Origin of the sequence: Jejuibacter sp. L23 (genome assembly GCF_050815825.1) — a bacterium.
GTDB lineage: Bacteria > Pseudomonadota > Gammaproteobacteria > Enterobacterales > Enterobacteriaceae > Jejubacter > Jejubacter calystegiae.
On sequence record NZ_CP138199.1, the window covers coordinates 2311882 to 2331730 of the forward strand.

The window sequence follows — 19849 nt, forward strand, 5'->3', positions numbered from 1 at the left end:
GCTTTATGCAAAGGGAAAAAATATGGATGCTATGGTGAAAGTAAATGTTCGGGGACCCCAGGGGATTATCGCTTCTCACGACGTCGTGACAGGTAAGAATGCAGCACTGGTCATTAAAGTGCCTCAGCATGGTCATTTCAATATTGAGCTTATCGATGAGCAGACAGGGCATGCTCCGCAGGTGATCATGACCAAGCGTGTCGGCGATAATCTGGTACTGGTATTTGAAGGCGATGACGAAAATGGCTCTGATGTCATTCTTGAAGATTATTACCAGAATGAAGATATCCATTTGATCGGTGAAGCTGAAAATGGCCAGTATTACGAATTTATTCCAACAACGGGGGATGTGGCAGATTATCCCCCGGCTCTGGCTGATGGCAGTTCCAGTGAACAGGTTCTGGGCGGTGAAGGTTCTTCTCTGGCAGATCCGGCGGCGGATAATCAGCATTTTGCCTGGCTGCCCTGGATTATCTTTGGCGGCGGTGCTCTTGGCATGGCCGGCGCTGCGATTGCATCAAATAGTCATGGGCACGGCCATAGCGATGAAGCCCGTGAAATCACGATCGCCATTCATCCTGCCAGTGACGCCGACAAGGACGGGCGACCGGAGTTTTCCGGCTCTTCTTCCAGTCCTAATGCGACAGTAGAAATTACTCTACCGGACGGGAGCCGCGTTACCACAACTACCGATGAAAACGGTAACTGGGCGATAGAGTCACCGAATTCTCAGCCGAACGGTACCATTATCGTGACTGTTACGGATTCTGAGGGTAATAGTGGCTCCGCTTCTGGAAACTACCATGATAACACCGCGCCTGAGGTGCCGATCATCAATGCCAATGACGATGACCAACTGGCGGGCACCGCTGAGCCGGGTTCCACCATTACGGTGACGGACCCAGCGACAGGGGAAGCCACAACGACCGTCGCCGATGATAAGGGTAACTGGAGTATTCAGCCGAATCCGATAAGTGAGGGGGACAGCAATGTTACGGTGGTTGCGCAAGACCCGGCAGGCAATGTTTCTCCTCCTTTGGTGATTGAACGCCCTGATGTCACTTTACCGGACAATATCACTTCTGGCCTGGTCGCGGACTCCCTGGGGCTAAACGATGATGTTGCTCCGATCATAGGAACGATTGCTGATGGCGGGGTAACGAATGATACTCGCCCGACTTACTCTGGTAAGGCCACGGCGGATATCGATCACGTCAATATTTACGATAACGGTAAACTGGTTGGCAGCGCGGTCGTGGATAGCGATGGAAACTGGAGCTTCACGTCGAAAACCAGTCTGGCAGAGGGTTCTACTCATGAGTATACCGCGGCGGCCGTTGACCGCGCTGGTAATGAAGGCCCACGTATAAGTGGTACCAGCGATGCTGGATGGAGTTTTACGATCGATAGTTTGCCGCCAGATAGCAGTTCTTCTGGCATTGTGGCGGGCTCCATCACCCTGACCGACGACAGGGAGCCGGTGACCGGGGAGATCACCGACGGCAGTGCGACCAACGATACCCGTCCGACCTACAGCGGGCAGGCCACGGCGGATATTGACCATGTGAATATCTACGACGGCGGCACGCTGCTCGGCAGCGCGGCGGTGGACGGCGACGGCCACTGGCGCTTTACCCCGGACAGCGATCTGGCGGAAGGGCGCCACGAGTTCACCGTCTCGGCGGTGGACGCCTCCGGCAATGAGGGGCCGCAGCTCTCCGGGACCGATGACGCGGGCTGGAGCTTCACCCTTGACGCCACGGCGCCGGATAACAGTACCTCCGGCATTGTGGCGGGCAGTATCACCCTGACCGACGACAGGGAGCCGGTGACCGGGGAGATCACCGACGGCAGTGCGACCAACGATACCCGCCCGACCTACAGCGGCCAGGCCACGGCGGATATCGACCACGTGAATATCTACGACGGCGGCACGCTGCTCGGCAGCGCGGCGGTGGACGGCGACGGCCACTGGCGCTTTACCCCGGACAGCGATCTGGCGGAAGGGCGCCACGAGTTCACCGTCTCGGCGGTGGACGCCTCCGGCAATGAGGGGCCGCAGCTCTCCGGGACCGATGACGCGGGCTGGAGCTTCACCCTCGACGCCACGGCGCCGGATAACAGTACCTCCGGCATTGTGGCGGGCAGTATCACCCTGACCGACGACAGGGAGCCGGTGACCGGCCTCATTACCGACGGCAGTGCGACCAACGATACCCGTCCGACCTACAGCGGGCAGGCCACGGCGGATATCGACCACGTGAATATCTACGACGGCGGCACGCTGCTCGGCAGCGCGGCAGTGGACGGCGACGGCCACTGGCGCTTTACCCCGGACAGCGATCTGGCGGAAGGCCGCCACGAGTTCACCGTCTCGGCGGTGGACGCCTCCGGCAATGAGGGGCCGCAGCTCTCCGGGACCGATGACGCGGGCTGGAGCTTCACCCTCGACGCCACGGCGCCGGATAACAGTACCTCCGGCATTGTGGCGGGCTCCATCACCCTGACCGACGACAGGGAGCCGGTGACCGGGGAGATCACCGACGGCAGTGCGACCAACGATACCCGCCCGACCTACAGCGGCCAGGCCACGGCGGATATCGACCATGTGAATATCTACGACGGCGGCACGCTGCTCGGCAGCGCGGCGGTGGACGGCGACGGCCACTGGCGCTTTACCCCGGACAGCGATCTGGCGGAAGGCCGCCACGAGTTCACCGTCTCGGCGGTGGACGCCTCCGGCAATGAGGGGCCGCAGCTCTCCGGGACCGATGACGCGGGCTGGAGCTTCACCCTCGACGCCACGGCGCCGGATAACAGTACCTCCGGCATTGTGGCGGGCAGTATCACCCTGACTGACGACAGGGAGCCGGTGACCGGCCTCATTACCGACGGCAGTGCGACCAACGATACCCGCCCGACCTACAGCGGCCAGGCCACGGCGGATATCGACCACGTGAATATCTACGACGGCGGCACGCTGCTCGGCAGCGTGGCGGTGGACGGCGACGGCCACTGGCGCTTTACCCCGGACAGCGATCTGGCGGAAGGCCGCCACGAGTTCACCGTCTCGGCGGTGGACGCCTCCGGCAATGAGGGGCCGCAGCTCTCCGGGACGGATGACGCGGGCTGGAGCTTCACCCTCGACGCCACGGCGCCGGATAACAGTACCTCCGGCATTGTGGCGGGCAGTATCACCCTGACCGACGACAGGGAGCCGGTGACCGGGGAGATCACCGACGGCAGTGCGACCAACGATACCCGTCCGACCTACAGCGGGCAGGCCACGGCGGATATTGACCATGTGAATATCTACGACGGCGGCGCGCTGCTCGGCAGCGCGGCGGTGGACGGCGACGGCCACTGGCGCTTTACCCCGGACAGCGATCTGGCGGAAGGGCGCCACGAGTTCACCGTCTCGGCGGTGGACGCCTCCGGCAATGAGGGGCCGCAGCTCTCCGGGACGGATGACGCGGGCTGGAGCTTCACCCTCGACGCCACGGCGCCGGATAACAGTACCTCCGGCATTGTGGCGGGCAGTATCACCCTGACCGACGACAGGGAGCCGGTGACCGGGGAGATCACCGACGGCAGTGCGACCAACGATACCCGCCCGACCTACAGCGGCCAGGCCACGGCGGATATTGACCACGTGAATATCTACGACGGCGGCACGCTGCTCGGCAGCGCGGCGGTGGACGGCGACGGCCACTGGCGCTTTACCCCGGACAGCGATCTGGCGGAAGGGCGCCACGAGTTCACCGTCTCGGCGGTGGACGCCTCCGGCAATGAGGGGCCGCAGCTCTCCGGGACCGATGACGCGGGCTGGAGCTTCACCCTCGACGCCACGGCGCCGGATAACAGTACCTCCGGCATTGTGGCGGGCAGTATCACCCTGACCGACGACAGGGAGCCGGTGACCGGCCTCATTACCGACGGCAGTGCGACCAACGATACCCGTCCGACCTACAGCGGGCAGGCCACGGCGGATATCGACCACGTGAATATCTACGACGGCGGCACGCTGCTCGGCAGCGCGGCAGTGGACGGCGACGGCCACTGGCGCTTTACCCCGGACAGCGATCTGGCGGAAGGGCGCCACGAGTTCACCGTCTCGGCGGTGGACGCCTCCGGCAATGAGGGGCCGCAGCTCTCCGGGACGGATGACGCGGGCTGGAGCTTCACCCTTGATACTACTGCTCCTGGCGCGGATGCCTTTGAAACGGGCAGTATCACCCTGAACGATGATGTGAAGCCTCTCACTGGTCCGATTGCCGATGGCGGCACCACTGATGATACCCAGCCAACCTATGCGGGTAAGATTACCTCTGATGGTCTGGCGGGCGGTATCGACCACGTGAATATCTACGACGGCAGCACGCTGCTCGGCAGTACGACTGTAGATCAGATCACCGGAGCCTGGAGCTTTACGCCAGAGATGGCGCTGGCCAGCGGCAATCACACACTGACTGTTTCAGCGGTGGATGCTGCCGGTAACGAAGGGCCGAAGGTTTCGGGTACCGATGATGATGGTTGGGATTTCAATTTGTTGACCAGCGCGCCAGCCCAGCCGTCTATTGAAAGCGTGATAGACGATCGGACTCAGGGTGATGAGGTCGATACGGGCACGCTTCAGAAGGGTCAGGCAACAAACGATGCCACGCTGACGCTTAACGGGAGTGCAGCTGAGGGCATGATCGTGAAGATCTGGGCTACGGATAGCGACGGCAATCGGGTTCAGGTAGGTGAAGGAACTGCCGATGAGAATGGCCGCTGGAGTATCACTACCGACGAACTGGGGGCCGATGGTCGCTATAGCCTGAGCGCCACGGCGGTGAATGCCTCGGGTATCTCTTCGGCAGAAACCGGCGTCTTCCCGGTGGTGCTGGATACTGTCGCGCCGGATGCGGCTATTGCCGTACTCAACGACGATCAGGGGGACATTCAGGATCCGGTAGTGGCCGGCGGGGTAACGGACGATCGTTCTCCGACCTTGAGTGGCACTGGCGAGGCAGGGGCCACCGTCAGTGTATATCTGGATGGTGACAGCACCTCAGCAGGCAGCGTGGTGGTCAATAGCGACGGAAGCTGGATACTGGCGCTGCCCGCGCTAGAGGATGGCGCGCATAGCTATCAGACCAAAGTTACCGATACGGCGGGTAATGAAACCCGCAGTGAAGCGGTGAACTTCACCGTAGATAGCAGCAGTGTTGCCATCACTATCGATCAGGCCAATGATAACGTAGGTAGCATTACGGATGCGGTGCTGAATGGCGGGCTGACTGACGACAGTACGCCTGAATTGCAGGGAACGACAATTGCCGGAGCTAGCGTGACGGTGAAAGATGTGGATGGCAAGGTCCTGGGCACTGCCATAGCGGATGCGAATGGTTTGTGGAAATATCAGCTGGATAGGGTGACGGACGGCGAGCACAGCTGGACGGCGGAAGTGATCAATCATGCGGGCAATACGGCTCAGGCTGGCATTACCCTGACGGTAGACACCACGGCGCCCGCCGCGCCGACCATTATCACGATGACCGACGATGTGGGTACACTTCAGGATATTATCACCTCTCCGGGCAAGGTGACGGACGACCCGGCACCGACGTTTGCCGGTACGGCAGAAACTGGTAGCACCGTTACGATCTATGACGGCGACACGGTTTTGGGTTCAGTGACTGCCGATAAAGACGGTAACTGGAGCTATACACCGACGACGAATCTGGTGGATGGCGAGCATCATATTACGGCCACCAGTACCGACGAAGCCGGTAATGATAGCGCTCATAGCCCGGTATGGGACTTTACGCTGGATACCGTAACCAGCGCTCCGGTTATCACAACCAATACCACAGAGGAAATTAGCGGTACTGCGGAGCCTGGGGCGACGGTAACGATCACCGATCCGTCCGATGGTAGCGAAACATCGGTAACGGCGGATGAGAACGGGAACTGGAGCATTCAGCCCAATCCGCTGGAGACGGGTGACAGCAGTGCCAGCGTAGTGGCTACCGACCAGGCAGGAAACAGCAATTCCACCATGGTTGATGGTCCGGCGGATACTACACCTCCGGATAACAAAACCTCCGGCATTGTGGCGGGCAGTATCACCCTGACTGACGACAGGGAGCCGGTGACCGGCCTCATTACCGACGGCAGTGCGACCAACGATACCCGCCCGACCTACAGCGGCCAGGCCACGGCGGATATTGACCACGTGAATATCTACGACGGCGGCACGCTGCTCGGCAGCGCGGCGGTGGACGGCGACGGCCACTGGCGCTTTACCCCGGACAGCGATCTGGCGGAAGGGCGCCACGAGTTCACCGTCTCGGCGGTGGACGCCTCCGGCAATGAGGGGCCGCAGCTCTCCGGGACCGATGACGCGGGCTGGAGCTTCACCCTCGACGCCACGGCGCCGGATAACAGTACCTCCGGCATTGTGGCGGGCAGTATCACCCTGACCGACGACAGGGAGCCGGTGACCGGGGAGATCACCGACGGCAGTGCGACCAACGATACCCGCCCGACCTACAGCGGTCAGGCCACGGCGGATATTGACCACGTGAATATCTACGACGGCGGCACGCTGCTCGGCAGCGCGGCGGTGGACGGCGACGGCCACTGGCGCTTTACCCCGGACAGCGATCTGGCGGAAGGGCGCCACGAGTTCACCGTCTCGGCGGTGGACGCCTCCGGCAATGAGGGGCCGCAGCTCTCCGGGACGGATGACGCGGGCTGGAGCTTCACCCTTGACGCCACGGCGCCGGATAACAGTACCTCCGGCATTGTGGCGGGCTCCATCACCCTGACTGACGACAGGGAGCCGGTGACCGGCCTCATTACCGACGGCAGTGCGACCAACGATACCCGCCCGACCTACAGCGGGCAGGCCACGGCGGATATTGACCACGTGAATATCTACGACGGCGGCACGCTGCTCGGCAGCGCGGCGGTGGACGGCGACGGCCACTGGCGCTTTACCCCGGACAGCGATCTGGCGGAAGGGCGCCACGATTTCACCGTCTCAGCGGTGGACGCCTCCGGCAATGAGGGGCCGCAGCTCTCCGGGACCGATGACGCGGGCTGGAGCTTCACCCTCGACGCCACGGCGCCGGATAACAGTACCTCCGGCATTGTGGCGGGCAGTATCACCCTGACCGACGACAGGGAGCCGGTGACCGGCCTCATTACCGACGGTAGTGCGACCAACGATACCCGTCCGACCTACAGCGGCCAGGCCACGGCGGATATTGACCATGTGAATATCTACGACGGCGGCACGCTGCTCGGCAGCGCGGCGGTGGACGGCGACGGCCACTGGCGCTTTACCCCGGACAGCGATCTGGCGGAAGGGCGCCACGAGTTCACCGTCTCGGCGGTGGACGCCTCCGGCAATGAGGGGCCGCAGCTCTCCGGGACCGATGATGAAAGCTGGAACTTTAGCTTGCTGACCAGCGTGCCGGATCAGCCGTTGATTGACGCGGTGATGGACGATCACACCCAGGGTGAAGAGGCTGATACGGGTAACCTTCAGAAGGGGATGGCGACCAATGATGCGACACTGACCCTGAAAGGTAGCGCAACAGCAGGAATGATTGTGACGATTTGGGCTACGGACAGCGACGGCAATCGGGTTCAGGTGGGTGAAGGAACGGCGGATAACGATGGTCGCTGGAATATCACCACCGACGAACTGGGGGCTGATGGCAACTATGATCTGAGCGCTACGGTGGTGAACGCGGCTGGTGTCTCTTCTGTGGAAAGCGAGCGTTTCCCGGTGGTGCTGGATACTGTCGCGCCGGATGCGGTTATTGCCGTACTGAATGACGATCGGGGCGATCTACAGGAGCCGGTGACGGCTGGCGGCGTAACGGACGATCGCCTGCTTACCCTGAGTGGTACCGGCGAAGTGGGAGCCACCGTTAGCGTGTATCTGGACGGTAGTAGTACCCCGGCAGGCAGCGTAGTGGTCAACAGCGACGGAAACTGGACGCTGGCATTACCTGAGCTGGCTGATGGTGCGCACAGCTATCAGACTAAAATTACCGATACGGCAGGTAATGAAACCCGTGCTGAACCAGTGGAATTCACTATCGATAGCAGCAGTGTTGCCATCACTATCGATCAGGCCAATGATAACGTGGGTAGCATTACGGATGCGGTACTGGATGGCGGGTTGACCGACGACAGTACACCTGAATTACAGGGTATAACCAGCGCCGGAGCAACTGTAACGGTGAAGGATGCAGAGGGTACGGTGCTGGGAACCGCGATAGCGAATGCGGATGGCCTGTGGACGTTCCAACTGGATGAGGTCGCTGACGGAGAGCACAGTTGGACGGCGGAAATCACTAATGCTGCGGGCAATACCGCCCGGGATACCATCACCCTGACGGTAGACACCACGGCGCCTGCCGCACCGGTTATCACCAGTCTGGGCGATGATGTAGGAAGCATTCAGTTTGTTTCCCCGGTGCAGGGCAACGTTACTGACGATCTGACTCCGACCCTGACCGGCACGGCGGAAGCTGGCGCCATCGTCACTCTTTACGATAGCGGGACTTTCCTGGGCAGTATGGTGGCCGATTCAGACGGTAAATGGAAATTCACTCCGGACGCTGACCTGACGGAGGGCACTCACAGCATCACCGCTACGGCGACAGATGCCGCAGGTAACGTTAGTGAGGTGAGCTCAACCTGGGACTTTATTCTGGATGTTACCGGGCCAAACGTGGGTATTTCAGGCAATGCGGCTGAATCTTTATCGGGATCATCGGAACCTGGCGCCATTATTACGGTGATTGATGCTGCGGGAACGAAATACACTACAACCGCCGATCAAAACGGCAGTTGGATTCTTGTGCCTAACCCCATTGCAGCAGGGGAGTCCGGGACAATTTACGCCATCGATCCGACCGGTAACCAGGGCGATCCAGTCGCTTTCCAGGGAGCCGCGCTTGGTAGTTATGACCTGATGAATGAAAGTGTGCAGGTTAACTCGACCACCGAAAACGATCAGGCAAACCCCACCACCACCCGATTGGCCGATGGCCGTATTGTGGTGATCTGGCAGAGCACATCGGCTGGCACGATTGGCGGACTGGGAGCGCAAACCGATGTTTATATGCAGCTGTATGAAGCCGATGGCGTGCATAAGATCGGTACTGAGCAGCAGGTAAACCAGCGAACCGCAAATAACCAGGACAGCCCGCAGGTAGTGGCGCTGGCCGATGGCGGCTTCCTGGTGGTGTATGAGTCCTATAACGGCGGTCTGGACAGCGGCGATGGCGTAATCGCGCGTCGCTATGGTGCGAACGGCGAAGCGGCGACGGATGAGTTCCTGGTCAATGTGACCACCAGCGGCAACCAGAACTCACCGGGAGCCATCGCGCTGGAGGATGGCGGCTACATTATCACCTGGCAGGACCAGAATCAGAATATCGTGCAGCGGAGTTATGACGCCGATGACGCGCCGACCAGCGACGAGGTGGTGGTTGCCAGCGGCAGTGGTATGGGGGCCTCCGGTGGCCCGGAAATGGCGACATTTACCGATGAAGCGCACAGCGGAATGTATATCACCGTCTGGAACGCCACGTCGGGCCCGTCGGACAGTAGCTACACCGGGGTTGTCGGCCAGATTTTTGATGCTGAGGGCAAGGCGCTGGGTAACGCTTTCCAGGTGAACACCACCATGGATGCCTACCAGAACTATCCCGATGTTATTACCCTGGCCGATGGTAGCTTCGTGGTGTACTGGGATACCAATGATTCCGGCGCCAACGGTTCAGACGTCCGTGCGGTTCACTATACGGTAGATGCCAGCACGGGGGCGGTCACGGTACAGGGCAGCGGCGACTTTATCGTCAACACCTACAGTGACGGCAAGCAGTACAAACCGGTCGGCGTGGCGCTGGAAGATGGCGGCTATCTGATTATCTGGGGCTCAGACGGTGGTGATGGCGATGGCTCGGCAATCTACGCGCAGCGTTATGATGCCAGCGATAACAAAGTGGGACGTGAATTTATCGTCAACACCACCACGGCGGGCAATCAGGGGACCGGCGGCGACTCCAGTGACGTGACGCATATTCTGGACGCCACGCTGATGGCGGATGGCAGCGTCTATGTCACCTGGCAGTCGGATAACGTGGACGGTAGCGGTATGGGTGTGGAAGGGATTGTGATTGATCCTGATTCGTCCTACTACTCTGAATCCACCGTAAATACCGCCATCACTGGTGACCAGACTCTCTCTTCCGTTTCCGCGTTACCCGGTGGGGGCTCTATCGTAGTCTGGGAATCCACCAGCGGTGATGGTTCGGGAACCTGCATCAGGGGTCAGATGCTGGATGCTCAGGGGCAGCCGATCGGCGGTGAGTTTACGGTCAATTCCACGACCAGCGGCGATCAGTTAACGCCTCAGGTGACCGTGCTGGCGAATGGCGATTTTGAGGTGGTCTGGAGCAGCGGCACTTATATCAAAGGGCAGAAATTTTCTTATGCCTATGATTCCAGTGGCAATATCTCAGGGGTGGTGACCTCGGGAACTGAGTACAACATTAACAATGGTACTGACGCCAGCAATCAAGGTTACCCGGAGATCGCGACCCTGAATGATGGTGGCTATATGGTGGTCTGGCAGGCAACGGTTAATGGTGTCTGGGTCGTCTATGGTCGCCAGTACGATGAAAACGGTTCACCGGTAACGGCGCAGACGGTGCTGGCTACCACGACGTTGGATGGTCCATGGCTGTTGGGAACGGGCGACTGGAACCCGCTACCGTCGGTGACAACACTGGCGGATGGCACCGTGGCTATCGCTTATACGACCAAAGGTGATGGCTACGATATCACCACGTTACTGTATAACCCGGAAACCCATACCACCAGTTCCCTGGGCGTGGTAAACCAGACGACGGCCAGCAACCAGGCTTCACCCGTGATTACCGCGCTGGGTAACGGCAACTATGTTGTGACATGGGACTCAGACAATAACAACGGTCCGGATCAGACGGGTTATAGCGTATGGGGGCGCATCTATGATGCGAGCGGTCAGGCTGTTACTGACGAGTTCATCATCAATACCGCCACTTCGGGCGATCAACATCTTCCTATCGTAGTCAGTCGCGCCGACGGTAGCTTTGTTGTGGTGTTCGTTTCCGGTACTGATAGCGCTCCAGGGGCCGACACTTATGGTATTTACGCCCAGTATTTTGATGCGAGTGGTCATAAAGTCGGTCAGCAAATGCAGATCAACCAACTGAGCTGGGGCGACCAGGTGGAAGTGGATGCCTCCTTCCTGGAGGGCGGTCAGCTGTATGTGACCTGGACCGATGAGGGGGTTGGCGATGGCGATGGTTCTGCGATTAAGGGGCGGGTCGTCGATCTGGTGGAAACGCTCGGTCTGGAGCAGGAAACTGCAGGGAATGACGATCCGACAATCATCGACTATCAACCTGCAGCCACTACGGACAGTGATACTCTGCCGCCCAACGTAGGGATTTCAACCAATACCGGAGACAAACTGGGGGGCCAGACAGAGCCTGGCGCTACTGTCACGGTAACGGATGCTGACGGTAAGACGTATACCGCTGTTGCAGACAGTAGCGGGGTGTGGAGTATGGAGCCTAACCCACTGTCTGTCGGGGAGCAGGGCTATATTACTGCGGCGGATAAGAGTGGTAATGAGAGTTCGCCAATTCTAATCAAAGGTACTGCGCTGGATGGTTATGATCTGCTGGATCAGAGCATGCAGGTGAATACCACTACCGAAAGCGATCAGGCAAACCCCACCACCACCCGGTTGGCCGATGGCCGTATTGTGGTGATCTGGCAGAGCACATCGGGTGGCACGATTGGCGGACTGGGGGCGCAAACCGATGTTTATATGCAGCTGTATGAAGCCGATGGCGTGCATAAGATCGGTACTGAGCAGCAGGTAAACCAGCGAACCGCAAATAACCAGGACAGCCCGCAGGTAGTGGCGCTGGCCGATGGCGGCTTCCTGGTGGTGTATGAGTCCTATAACGGCGGTCTGGACAGCGGCGATGGCGTAATCGCGCGTCGCTATGGTGCGAACGGCGAAGCGGCGACGGATGAGTTCCTGGTCAATGTGACCACCAGCGGCAACCAGAACTCACCGGGAGCCATCGCGCTGGAGGATGGCGGCTACATTATCACCTGGCAGGACCAGAATCAGAATATCGTGCAGCGGAGTTATGACGCCGATGACGCGCCGACCAGCGACGAGGTGGTGGTTGCCAGCGGCAGTGGTATGGGGGCCTCCGGTGGCCCGGAAATGGCGACATTTACCGATGAAGCGCACAGCGGAATGTATATCACCGTCTGGAACGCCACGTCGGGCCCGTCGGACAGTAGCTACACCGGGGTTGTCGGCCAGATTTTTGATGCTGAGGGCAAGGCGCTGGGTAACGCTTTCCAGGTGAACACCACCATGGATGCCTACCAGAACTATCCCGATGTTATTACCCTGGCCGATGGTAGCTTCGTGGTGTACTGGGATACCAATGATTCCGGCGCCAACGGTTCAGACGTCCGTGCGGTTCACTATACGGTAGATGCCAGCACGGGGGCGGTCACGGTACAGGGCAGCGGCGACTTTATCGTCAACACCTACAGTGACGGCAAGCAGTACAAACCGGTCGGCGTGGCGCTGGAAGATGGCGGCTATCTGATTATCTGGGGCTCAGACGGTGGTGATGGCGATGGCTCGGCAATCTACGCGCAGCGTTATGATGCCAGCGATAACAAAGTGGGACGTGAATTTATCGTCAACACCACCACGGCGGGCAATCAGGGGACCGGCGGCGACTCCAGTGACGTGACGCATATTCTGGACGCCACGCTGATGGCGGATGGCAGCGTCTATGTCACCTGGCAGTCGGATAACGTGGACGGCAGCGGTATGGGCGTGGAAGGGATTGTGGTTAATCCGGATGCAGCCTGGTATTCCGAGTTTACGGTGAACACGACGACCTCCGGCGATCAGACTAACCCGACTGTGGTAGCCCTGCCAACCGGGGGGCTGTTTGAAGTGTGGGTATCTGCCAGCGGTGACGGTTCCGGTACCAGTATTAAAGGTCAGATGCTGGATGCTCAGGGGCAGCCGATCGGCGGTGAGTTTACGGTCAATTCCACGACCAGCGGCAATCAGTTAACGCCGGTCGTGTTGGCAAACGGCAATATCGAAGTTATCTGGACCAGTCCGGCTTCAGGCAACGTCAACTATATCAAGGCCCAGCAGTATACCTACACCTATGATCACGACGGGAATGTGAATGGTTTAACGGCGGTCGGTGCTGAGTACAACATCAGTTCCGGAGTCGGTGCTACGGGCCAGGCCAATCCTGAGGTGACCGCGCTGGCGGATGGCGGTTATATGGTGGTCTGGGAGGCGGTGGTGAATAGCGAATACACCATCTATGCCCGCCAGTACAATGCTGAGGGATCCCCGGTGACCGGCGAGATGGCTATCGCTTCAACGGGGCTAACGACGGGCCTGCTTGGAAATAGCGTGGCCTGGAGCTCCTATCCTTCGGTAACGCAGTTGGATAACGGTGATGTGGCGATTGCCTATGCCATACATGGAACGGGCTATGACGTGAGCGTGGTCTCTTACGATACGGTCACTCATACGGTGAGCGGCGCCTCTGTCGTTAACCAGACGCTCAGCGGCGACCAGGCTTCGGCTAGCGTCAGTGCGCTGGATAACGGTAACTATGTGGTTACCTGGGACTCCTCTGACAATAGTGGTCCGGATCAGAATGGTTATGGCGTGTGGGGGCGTATCTATGGTGCAAGTGGTAATGCCATCACCAGTGAGTTCCTGATCAATACCGTGACTGCCGGCGATCAGCAACTGGCCCAGGTGGTCAGTCGTGCCGACGGCAGTTTCGTGGCCGTTTTTGTTTCGGCCAGTGATGCGGATGCCGGTGTGGGGACCGATGGTATCTACGCTCAGTACTTCGATGCCGATGGTAATAAAGTCGGACAGGAGTTCGAAATCAACCAGTTGACCTATGGGGAGCAGGTTGACGTTAATGCCACCTTTATGGAAGGCGGGCAGCTGTATGTCACCTGGACCGATGAAGGCGTAGGCGATGGCAGTGGTTCGGGCATTAAGGGACGTATCGTCGATTTGGGGGAAACCCTGGGGCTGCCCGATGACGGAGAAGGGGTGACGAGCATTGAGTATCAGCCTGCGCAGTATTACGTCAATGGTACAGAGGGGAATGATTCGCTGGATGCGCGTGGCGCGATTTCCGTCGATGCGAAAGAGGGCAATGACACCATCTTTATCAATAGTACAAATTTCACCGGCATTAGCGGAGGGGAAGGTCACGACACACTGGTATGGGATTCAGGTAATAACCTGGAGTTGGGCTCTGTTTCTTCAAAAATTAGTGCCATTGAAGTTATCCATATGGGAAACAACTCAGCACAAACGCTGGTAATTAGCGCTAGCGATATCCTTGAAATGACCCGGGATAATGGTGACCAGTCGCATACGCTGTATATTACCGGCGATGATGGTAATTCTAATTCAAATGGAGCTAAGGATACCGTCAATATAGATAAGTCAGAATGGACTAATTCTTCGTCTCAGACCGAGGATGGCGTCACTTACGATGTTTATGTCCATAACGATGACTCTACGGTGAAACTGATGATTCAGCACGGCATGAATGTTCTTTAATGGGAAGCGGCGGTGGCTTCGGCCACCGCTTATCCGGGATATTTCAGGCTATTGATGGCCTGAAGGACTTAAGTGACAAGGAATTTATGAAACGGTTAATTCGCTTAAATCGTTCGGCCTGTTCTCTGCCGAAGATCGTTATTTCATTGGTTGCATTAACCCACTGCATGCAAGCGAATGCGACCGAGTTTCTTGATGTTATTCGTATGACAGCAAATCATCCAGCCGTACTTTCCGCACAGAATAGTGCCGGTGCGGCTTTGTTTGATGTCGATGTTGCGAAAGCGCCAAATAATTTTCAACTTAGCGCTGGAGTAAGCTCTACAGGATATTCTGGACAGCCGGGCTATGAAAACAACTTTATTTCTCCACATGTTAAGGTCAGCAAGGTTTTATACGACCATGGCCGCACTGATGATTCCGTTAAGGGGAAAGAGGCGGAGTATCAAATGCAGCGCGCGCAAATCAATGTGCAGCGCGAAACGCTGAATCAGCAGGCACTATCCTTATACACCACGGCAGTGACCTATGTTCGGGTGATAAATGTGCTGGATCAGGAGGTGGAGGCGCTTCAGGAACTGCTAAACAGGGTAAAGAATATTGCCAGTATAGATCCAGGGCGTGCTTCGGAAGTTAACCAGGTCGCCACCCGGTTAAGTTCGGTTATCGCCAGTCGGGAATCTAGCAATATAGCGCTCCAGCAGGCCTGGCAACAGCTTGTGCTGTTGGTGAATCAGCCCGTTACGCTGACCAACGATCTGCCGGATTTGAAAAAGGCGGGCCTGCTGCCCGCCACGCTTAACGTCGCCCAGAAGGCGTTGGCGGATAATCCCTCCTATGTGGCGGCTCGTTATCAGCGCGACGCGGCGACATCTGCGGTTCAGGTGGCCTCCAAGTGGAATCGCCCGACCTGGAGTGTGCAGGTGACGCTCGACAGTCCGCGTACGCATGGCGAGTTGGAACCGTTTAAGGCTGCTACGCTGCAGGTGAGCAGCGATATGAGTCTGTGGGATGGCGGATCGGGAATGGCCACGGCCAAAGGTGCCGTCCAGCGCCTGTCTTCAGCTGAACAAAATATGGATGCCACGCTTCTGACGCTGAAACAGCAGCTCGGACAGCTTTGGGTCTCGCTGCCGCTGCGTGAACGGCAGATTGCAGCGCTGTCCCGGCAATCTGCTTCAGCGCTACAAACCTGGAAAGCGGGAGAAACCCAGTTTTTTTCCGGACAGCGTCCCCTGACCGATCTGATCTCCTTCGCCACGGATTACTACTCAAGCCTGGCCAGCTATGAAGAGCAGCGGGTGCAGTATGTGGCCACTCAGTGGCAGATTGTGGCTTCGCTCGGGAAGTTAACCGATCTGGCGAAAAATGTGCGATCGCTACCGTCGTCGTCCTTGCCGACGGTAAAGAGCGAACCGGGTCGTTCAGAAATGATGTACGGCTCGCTGACGACAGCAAGCACGGGTGATGCCACTGCGGTAACCCGCCACCAGATTACAGGCCATGATGGTCTGGGTAAATGGCCATAGTGAGAACAGATTAGGGACAATGTAATGACAATTTTAGAAACTCAGGCAGAAGTGACGGATAGCAATATTGCGCCAGCAGCCAATGACGAAATCCCTGGCGTAAAGGCCTCCCGAGGGGGAGGTCCGGCTCAGGCTATTCAGAGTGCGTTACGTTTGTTCGACGTACGCCTGACTTTAACCGAACTGGTATCGGGCATGCCCCGTTGTCCTGAATCCTTTGAGGAGCAAAGACAGTGGGCGATCCTGGCCGTACAGCGCCGCGGCATGGTTGCCGTATGGCAAAAAATGCCTCTGGCTGATATCCGATCTTTTCTGCTGCCCGCCGTGATCCGCCTGGAAAGTGGCTATGCGGTATTAACACACTATGATGCCAGCAAGTGTAGCGTGATTATCCCGGAAGTCAGCGATCGACCGGTTGAAATTGAAACCGACAAGCTGGTACAGGAATATGGCGGTGAACTATTACTGATTCGTCCCCAGTCACATATGGATCACCGTGCCGACGATCTGGTTAAAGTTAGCGGTAGGCACTGGTTCTGGCACACGCTGTGGGGATTCAAGCGCTATATCGTCGAGGCGGCTGCACTGTCGGTGGTGATCAATATTCTGGTGCTGGCCATGTCGATCTTTACGATGACCGTTTATAACCGGGTACTGCCTAATCAGACTTACGTCACGCTCTGGACCATGGCTATTGGCGTTGCCATTGCGCTGTTATTCGAATTTGGCGCGCGTCTGGCTCGCTCCTGGATCACCGATCGCGCCGGTAAAAAGATCGATCTGTTGCTCGGCGCCAGAATTTTCCGCCATGTACTGGAAGGTAAAATGGCAAACCGGGCGCAGTCGAACGGTGCTTTTGGCAATGTGATGCAGAGCTTTGAAACGGTGCGCGATCTTTCGACTTCCGCGGCGCTCACTACCGTGGCCGATCTGCCCTTTGTGTTGTTATTTCTGGTGGTGATTCACCTGGTGGCCGGGCCTTTGGTCTGGTGCGTGCTGATGATTTTACTGGTCATTGTTGCCATGGTGCTATTGATGCAGATCCCGCTTAAACGCCATGCAGAAGAGTCGATGAAAATCGGCAGCAACCGCTACGGTCTGGTCATTGAAACGCTGGATAATCTGGAAACGATTAAGGCATTACGGGCTGAAAACCTGGTTTCCGCCAAGCATGATATTGCCAGCGTTAAGCTTTCCGGCGTGGCGATGAAATCGCGCTTTCTGTCCAGTATGGGAGCCGGCGCCATCCAGACCACTCAGCAGTTCGGCACGGTGATACTGCTGCTATGGGGCGTTTATCTGGTCGGAGACGGCACGATTTCGATGGGCGGTATTATTGCGACAATGACCCTGATGGGTCGCGCCGTTACACCCATCGCCACCCTGGCTGCGTTGGGGTTACGTATTCAGCAGGCCCGTACCTCGCTGACTATCCTGAATAAACTGATGCAGACGCCGACCGAACGGGAAGATGATAAGGTTTACGTCCAACTGCCTCAGGGCAGTCAGAGTGAAATCGAATGCCGTAATCTGAGCTTTAACTACCAGCCGGGACTGCCCGCCGTTATCGAACATCTCGATCTACGCTTGCGGCACGGGGAGCGGGTGGCAATTCTGGGGAAAATGGGAAGCGGGAAATCGTCGCTGCTGCGTCTGTTGGTGGGGCTATATCAGCCGGAGCAGGGTGAAATTTGCGTCAGCGGTGTGGATATCCGGCAGATAGCGCCTGCGGAGCTACGTTCGCGTATCGCTCTTGTGAACCAGGAGCCGCGCCTGATGTTTGGCACCCTGCGTGATAACCTGCTGATGGGGGCGCCTCATGCCAGTGACGCCGAAATGATGCGCGTTGCGTCGCTGACCGGCGTCAGCGATATCGTCGCTCGTCATCCCATGGGGTACGGCATGCCGATAGGTGAAAAAGGGGAGACCCTGTCCGGCGGACAGAAGCAGGCTATAGCTCTGGCGCGAGCCCTGTTGGCGCAGCCGGATGTGCTGCTGCTGGATGAACCAACCTCCGGAATGGATATGGGATCCGAACGTACGGTGCTCCAGGCACTGAAACCGGTGATGGAAGGGCGCACCGTTGTTATCGTCACGCACCGTCCGGCTATTCTCCATTATGTCGATCGTATCGTGGTGATGGATGACGGACTGAAAGTGGCCGACGGCCCGAAAGATGAGATTATACGCTTACTGAACACGGGCCAGATACCTGCGGCCTCCGTGGTGCGTGCGGCGGCAAAACCGCAGTCAGTGATACAGATGGAAGAGGAGCGACAGGATGTTTAATAAAAAGCGCCGCACGCCAACCACGGAGATCGCCCGTACCGATGCGAAGTACGATTTTGACCATATTACCGCCAGCGAGCTTGTCAGGGCGGCCGGAAACGATCGCTGGGAAGGGTGGTTATTTATTACCTGGGGGGCGGTGGCGTTGATTGCGGCCGTTATTACCTGGTCCGCCTTTTGTCATATTGAAGAGGTTACCACCGGCTCGGCCCAGATTGTACCCAGTTCCCGGGAACAGGTGTTGCAAAGTCTTGAAGGCGGAATTCTGCAAGAGATGCTGGTCCGGGAAGGGGATACGGTTGAGAAGGGACAAATCGTTGCCCGGATCGATCCGACCCGTGCCGAAGCGTCATTTCGGGAAAGTGCTAACCGTATGCTGGCTCTGGAAGCCCAGGCCGCTCGTCTGCTGGCCGAATCATCCGGTACTGCGCTTGTTTTTCCGGATAATGTTAAGGCCGTTCCGGAGCTGGTACAGCGGGAAACCGACGCCTGGAATTTGCGTAAACAGGCGCTGGATGAATCCATTGCCGGTTACGTGAAAAGCGAATCGCTGATTGAAAAAGAGCTGAAGATGGCCCGCCAGTTGGCGGCGAAATCGCTGCTTTCCAATACCGAGGTGTTAAAACTCGAACGCCAGGCGAATGATGCTGAACTACAAATCACCGAACGTAAAAACCGCTACCGCAGCGAAGCAAATGATGAGTTGTCGAAAGTGAACGTCGAACTAAGTAGCCTTGAGGAGACAGCTCTGGGACGCCAGGATACCCTGGAGCGTACCGAGTTGCGCTCTTCGGTGCGCGGCGTGGTGAATAATATTCGGATCAACACTATCGGTGGCGTCATTCAGCCGGGAGCGGAAATTATGGAAGTAACGCCGCTGAACGACAAGCTATTGGTGGAGACCAAAATCAGGCCTCAGGACGTGGCGTTTCTGGCTCCGGGCCAGGAAGCGGTAGTGAAAATTTCGGCCTATGACTATTCCATATATGGTGGGCTGAAAGGGCGGGTTGAGAATATCAGTCCGGGTGCATTGAAAGATGAAGAGAGTCGGGTACAGAAGAAAGGTGGCTCAGGTGCCGATGATACCTATTATCGCGTTATGGTCCGAACTGAAAGCAACACTTTAACCAAGGCGGGAAGCCGTAAACTACACGTGATACCTGGAATGACCGCCACCGTGGATATCCGTACCGGAGAAAAAAGTCTGCTGAGCTATATGCTACGACCCTTACTGCGGGTACAGGAGGCTTTCCGGGAAAAATAACGGGAAATGCCTGGTGTGGCAGAGGCCACGCCAGGCGATTTTCGT

At 57.9% G+C, this 19849-nt stretch carries 4 protein-coding genes; all 4 read left to right on the forward strand.

Annotated features, from left to right (window positions below; all coding sequences use genetic code 11):
* The first annotated feature begins 22 nt into the window (after nt 1-22).
* The 4 genes from SCU88_RS10700 to SCU88_RS10715 are packed head-to-tail and all read left to right on the forward strand — an operon-like array spanning nt 23 to nt 19804.
* Nucleotides 23-14722 carry an Ig-like domain-containing protein gene (locus tag SCU88_RS10700; RefSeq protein ID WP_431810130.1) on the forward strand — a complete coding sequence of 4900 codons (14700 nt, stop codon included), beginning with the start codon at nt 23-25 and terminating at the stop codon, nt 14720-14722.
* The gene (locus SCU88_RS10705; protein WP_175341368.1) at nt 14722-16251 is read left to right on the forward strand and encodes a TolC family protein; all 1530 of its coding nucleotides are present in this window, start codon (nt 14722-14724) and stop codon (nt 16249-16251) included. The genes SCU88_RS10700 and SCU88_RS10705 overlap by 1 nt, the downstream gene beginning before the upstream one ends.
* A 24-nt stretch (nt 16252-16275) precedes the next feature.
* On the forward strand, nt 16276-18540 hold the full coding sequence (locus SCU88_RS10710; protein WP_175341369.1) for a type I secretion system permease/ATPase: 2265 nt from the start codon (nt 16276-16278) through the stop codon (nt 18538-18540).
* Nucleotides 18533-19804 carry an HlyD family type I secretion periplasmic adaptor subunit gene (locus tag SCU88_RS10715; RefSeq protein WP_138097267.1) on the forward strand — a complete coding sequence of 424 codons (1272 nt, stop codon included), beginning with the start codon at nt 18533-18535 and terminating at the stop codon, nt 19802-19804. The genes SCU88_RS10710 and SCU88_RS10715 overlap by 8 nt, the downstream gene beginning before the upstream one ends.
* The last annotated feature ends 45 nt before the right edge of the window (nt 19805-19849 follow it).

What these genes read in the sequence shown, in the direction of transcription:
- SCU88_RS10705 (WP_175341368.1), top strand. Translation starts at nt 14,722, where the DNA reads ATGGGAAGCGGCGGTGGCTTCGGCCACCGCTTATCCGGGATATTTCAG.
- SCU88_RS10715 (WP_138097267.1), top strand. Translation starts at nt 18,533, where the DNA reads ATGTTTAATAAAAAGCGCCGCACGCCAACCACGGAGATCGCCCGTACC.
- SCU88_RS10710 (WP_175341369.1), top strand. Translation starts at nt 16,276, where the DNA reads ATGACAATTTTAGAAACTCAGGCAGAAGTGACGGATAGCAATATTGCG.
- SCU88_RS10700 (WP_431810130.1), top strand. Translation starts at nt 23, where the DNA reads ATGGATGCTATGGTGAAAGTAAATGTTCGGGGACCCCAGGGGATTATC.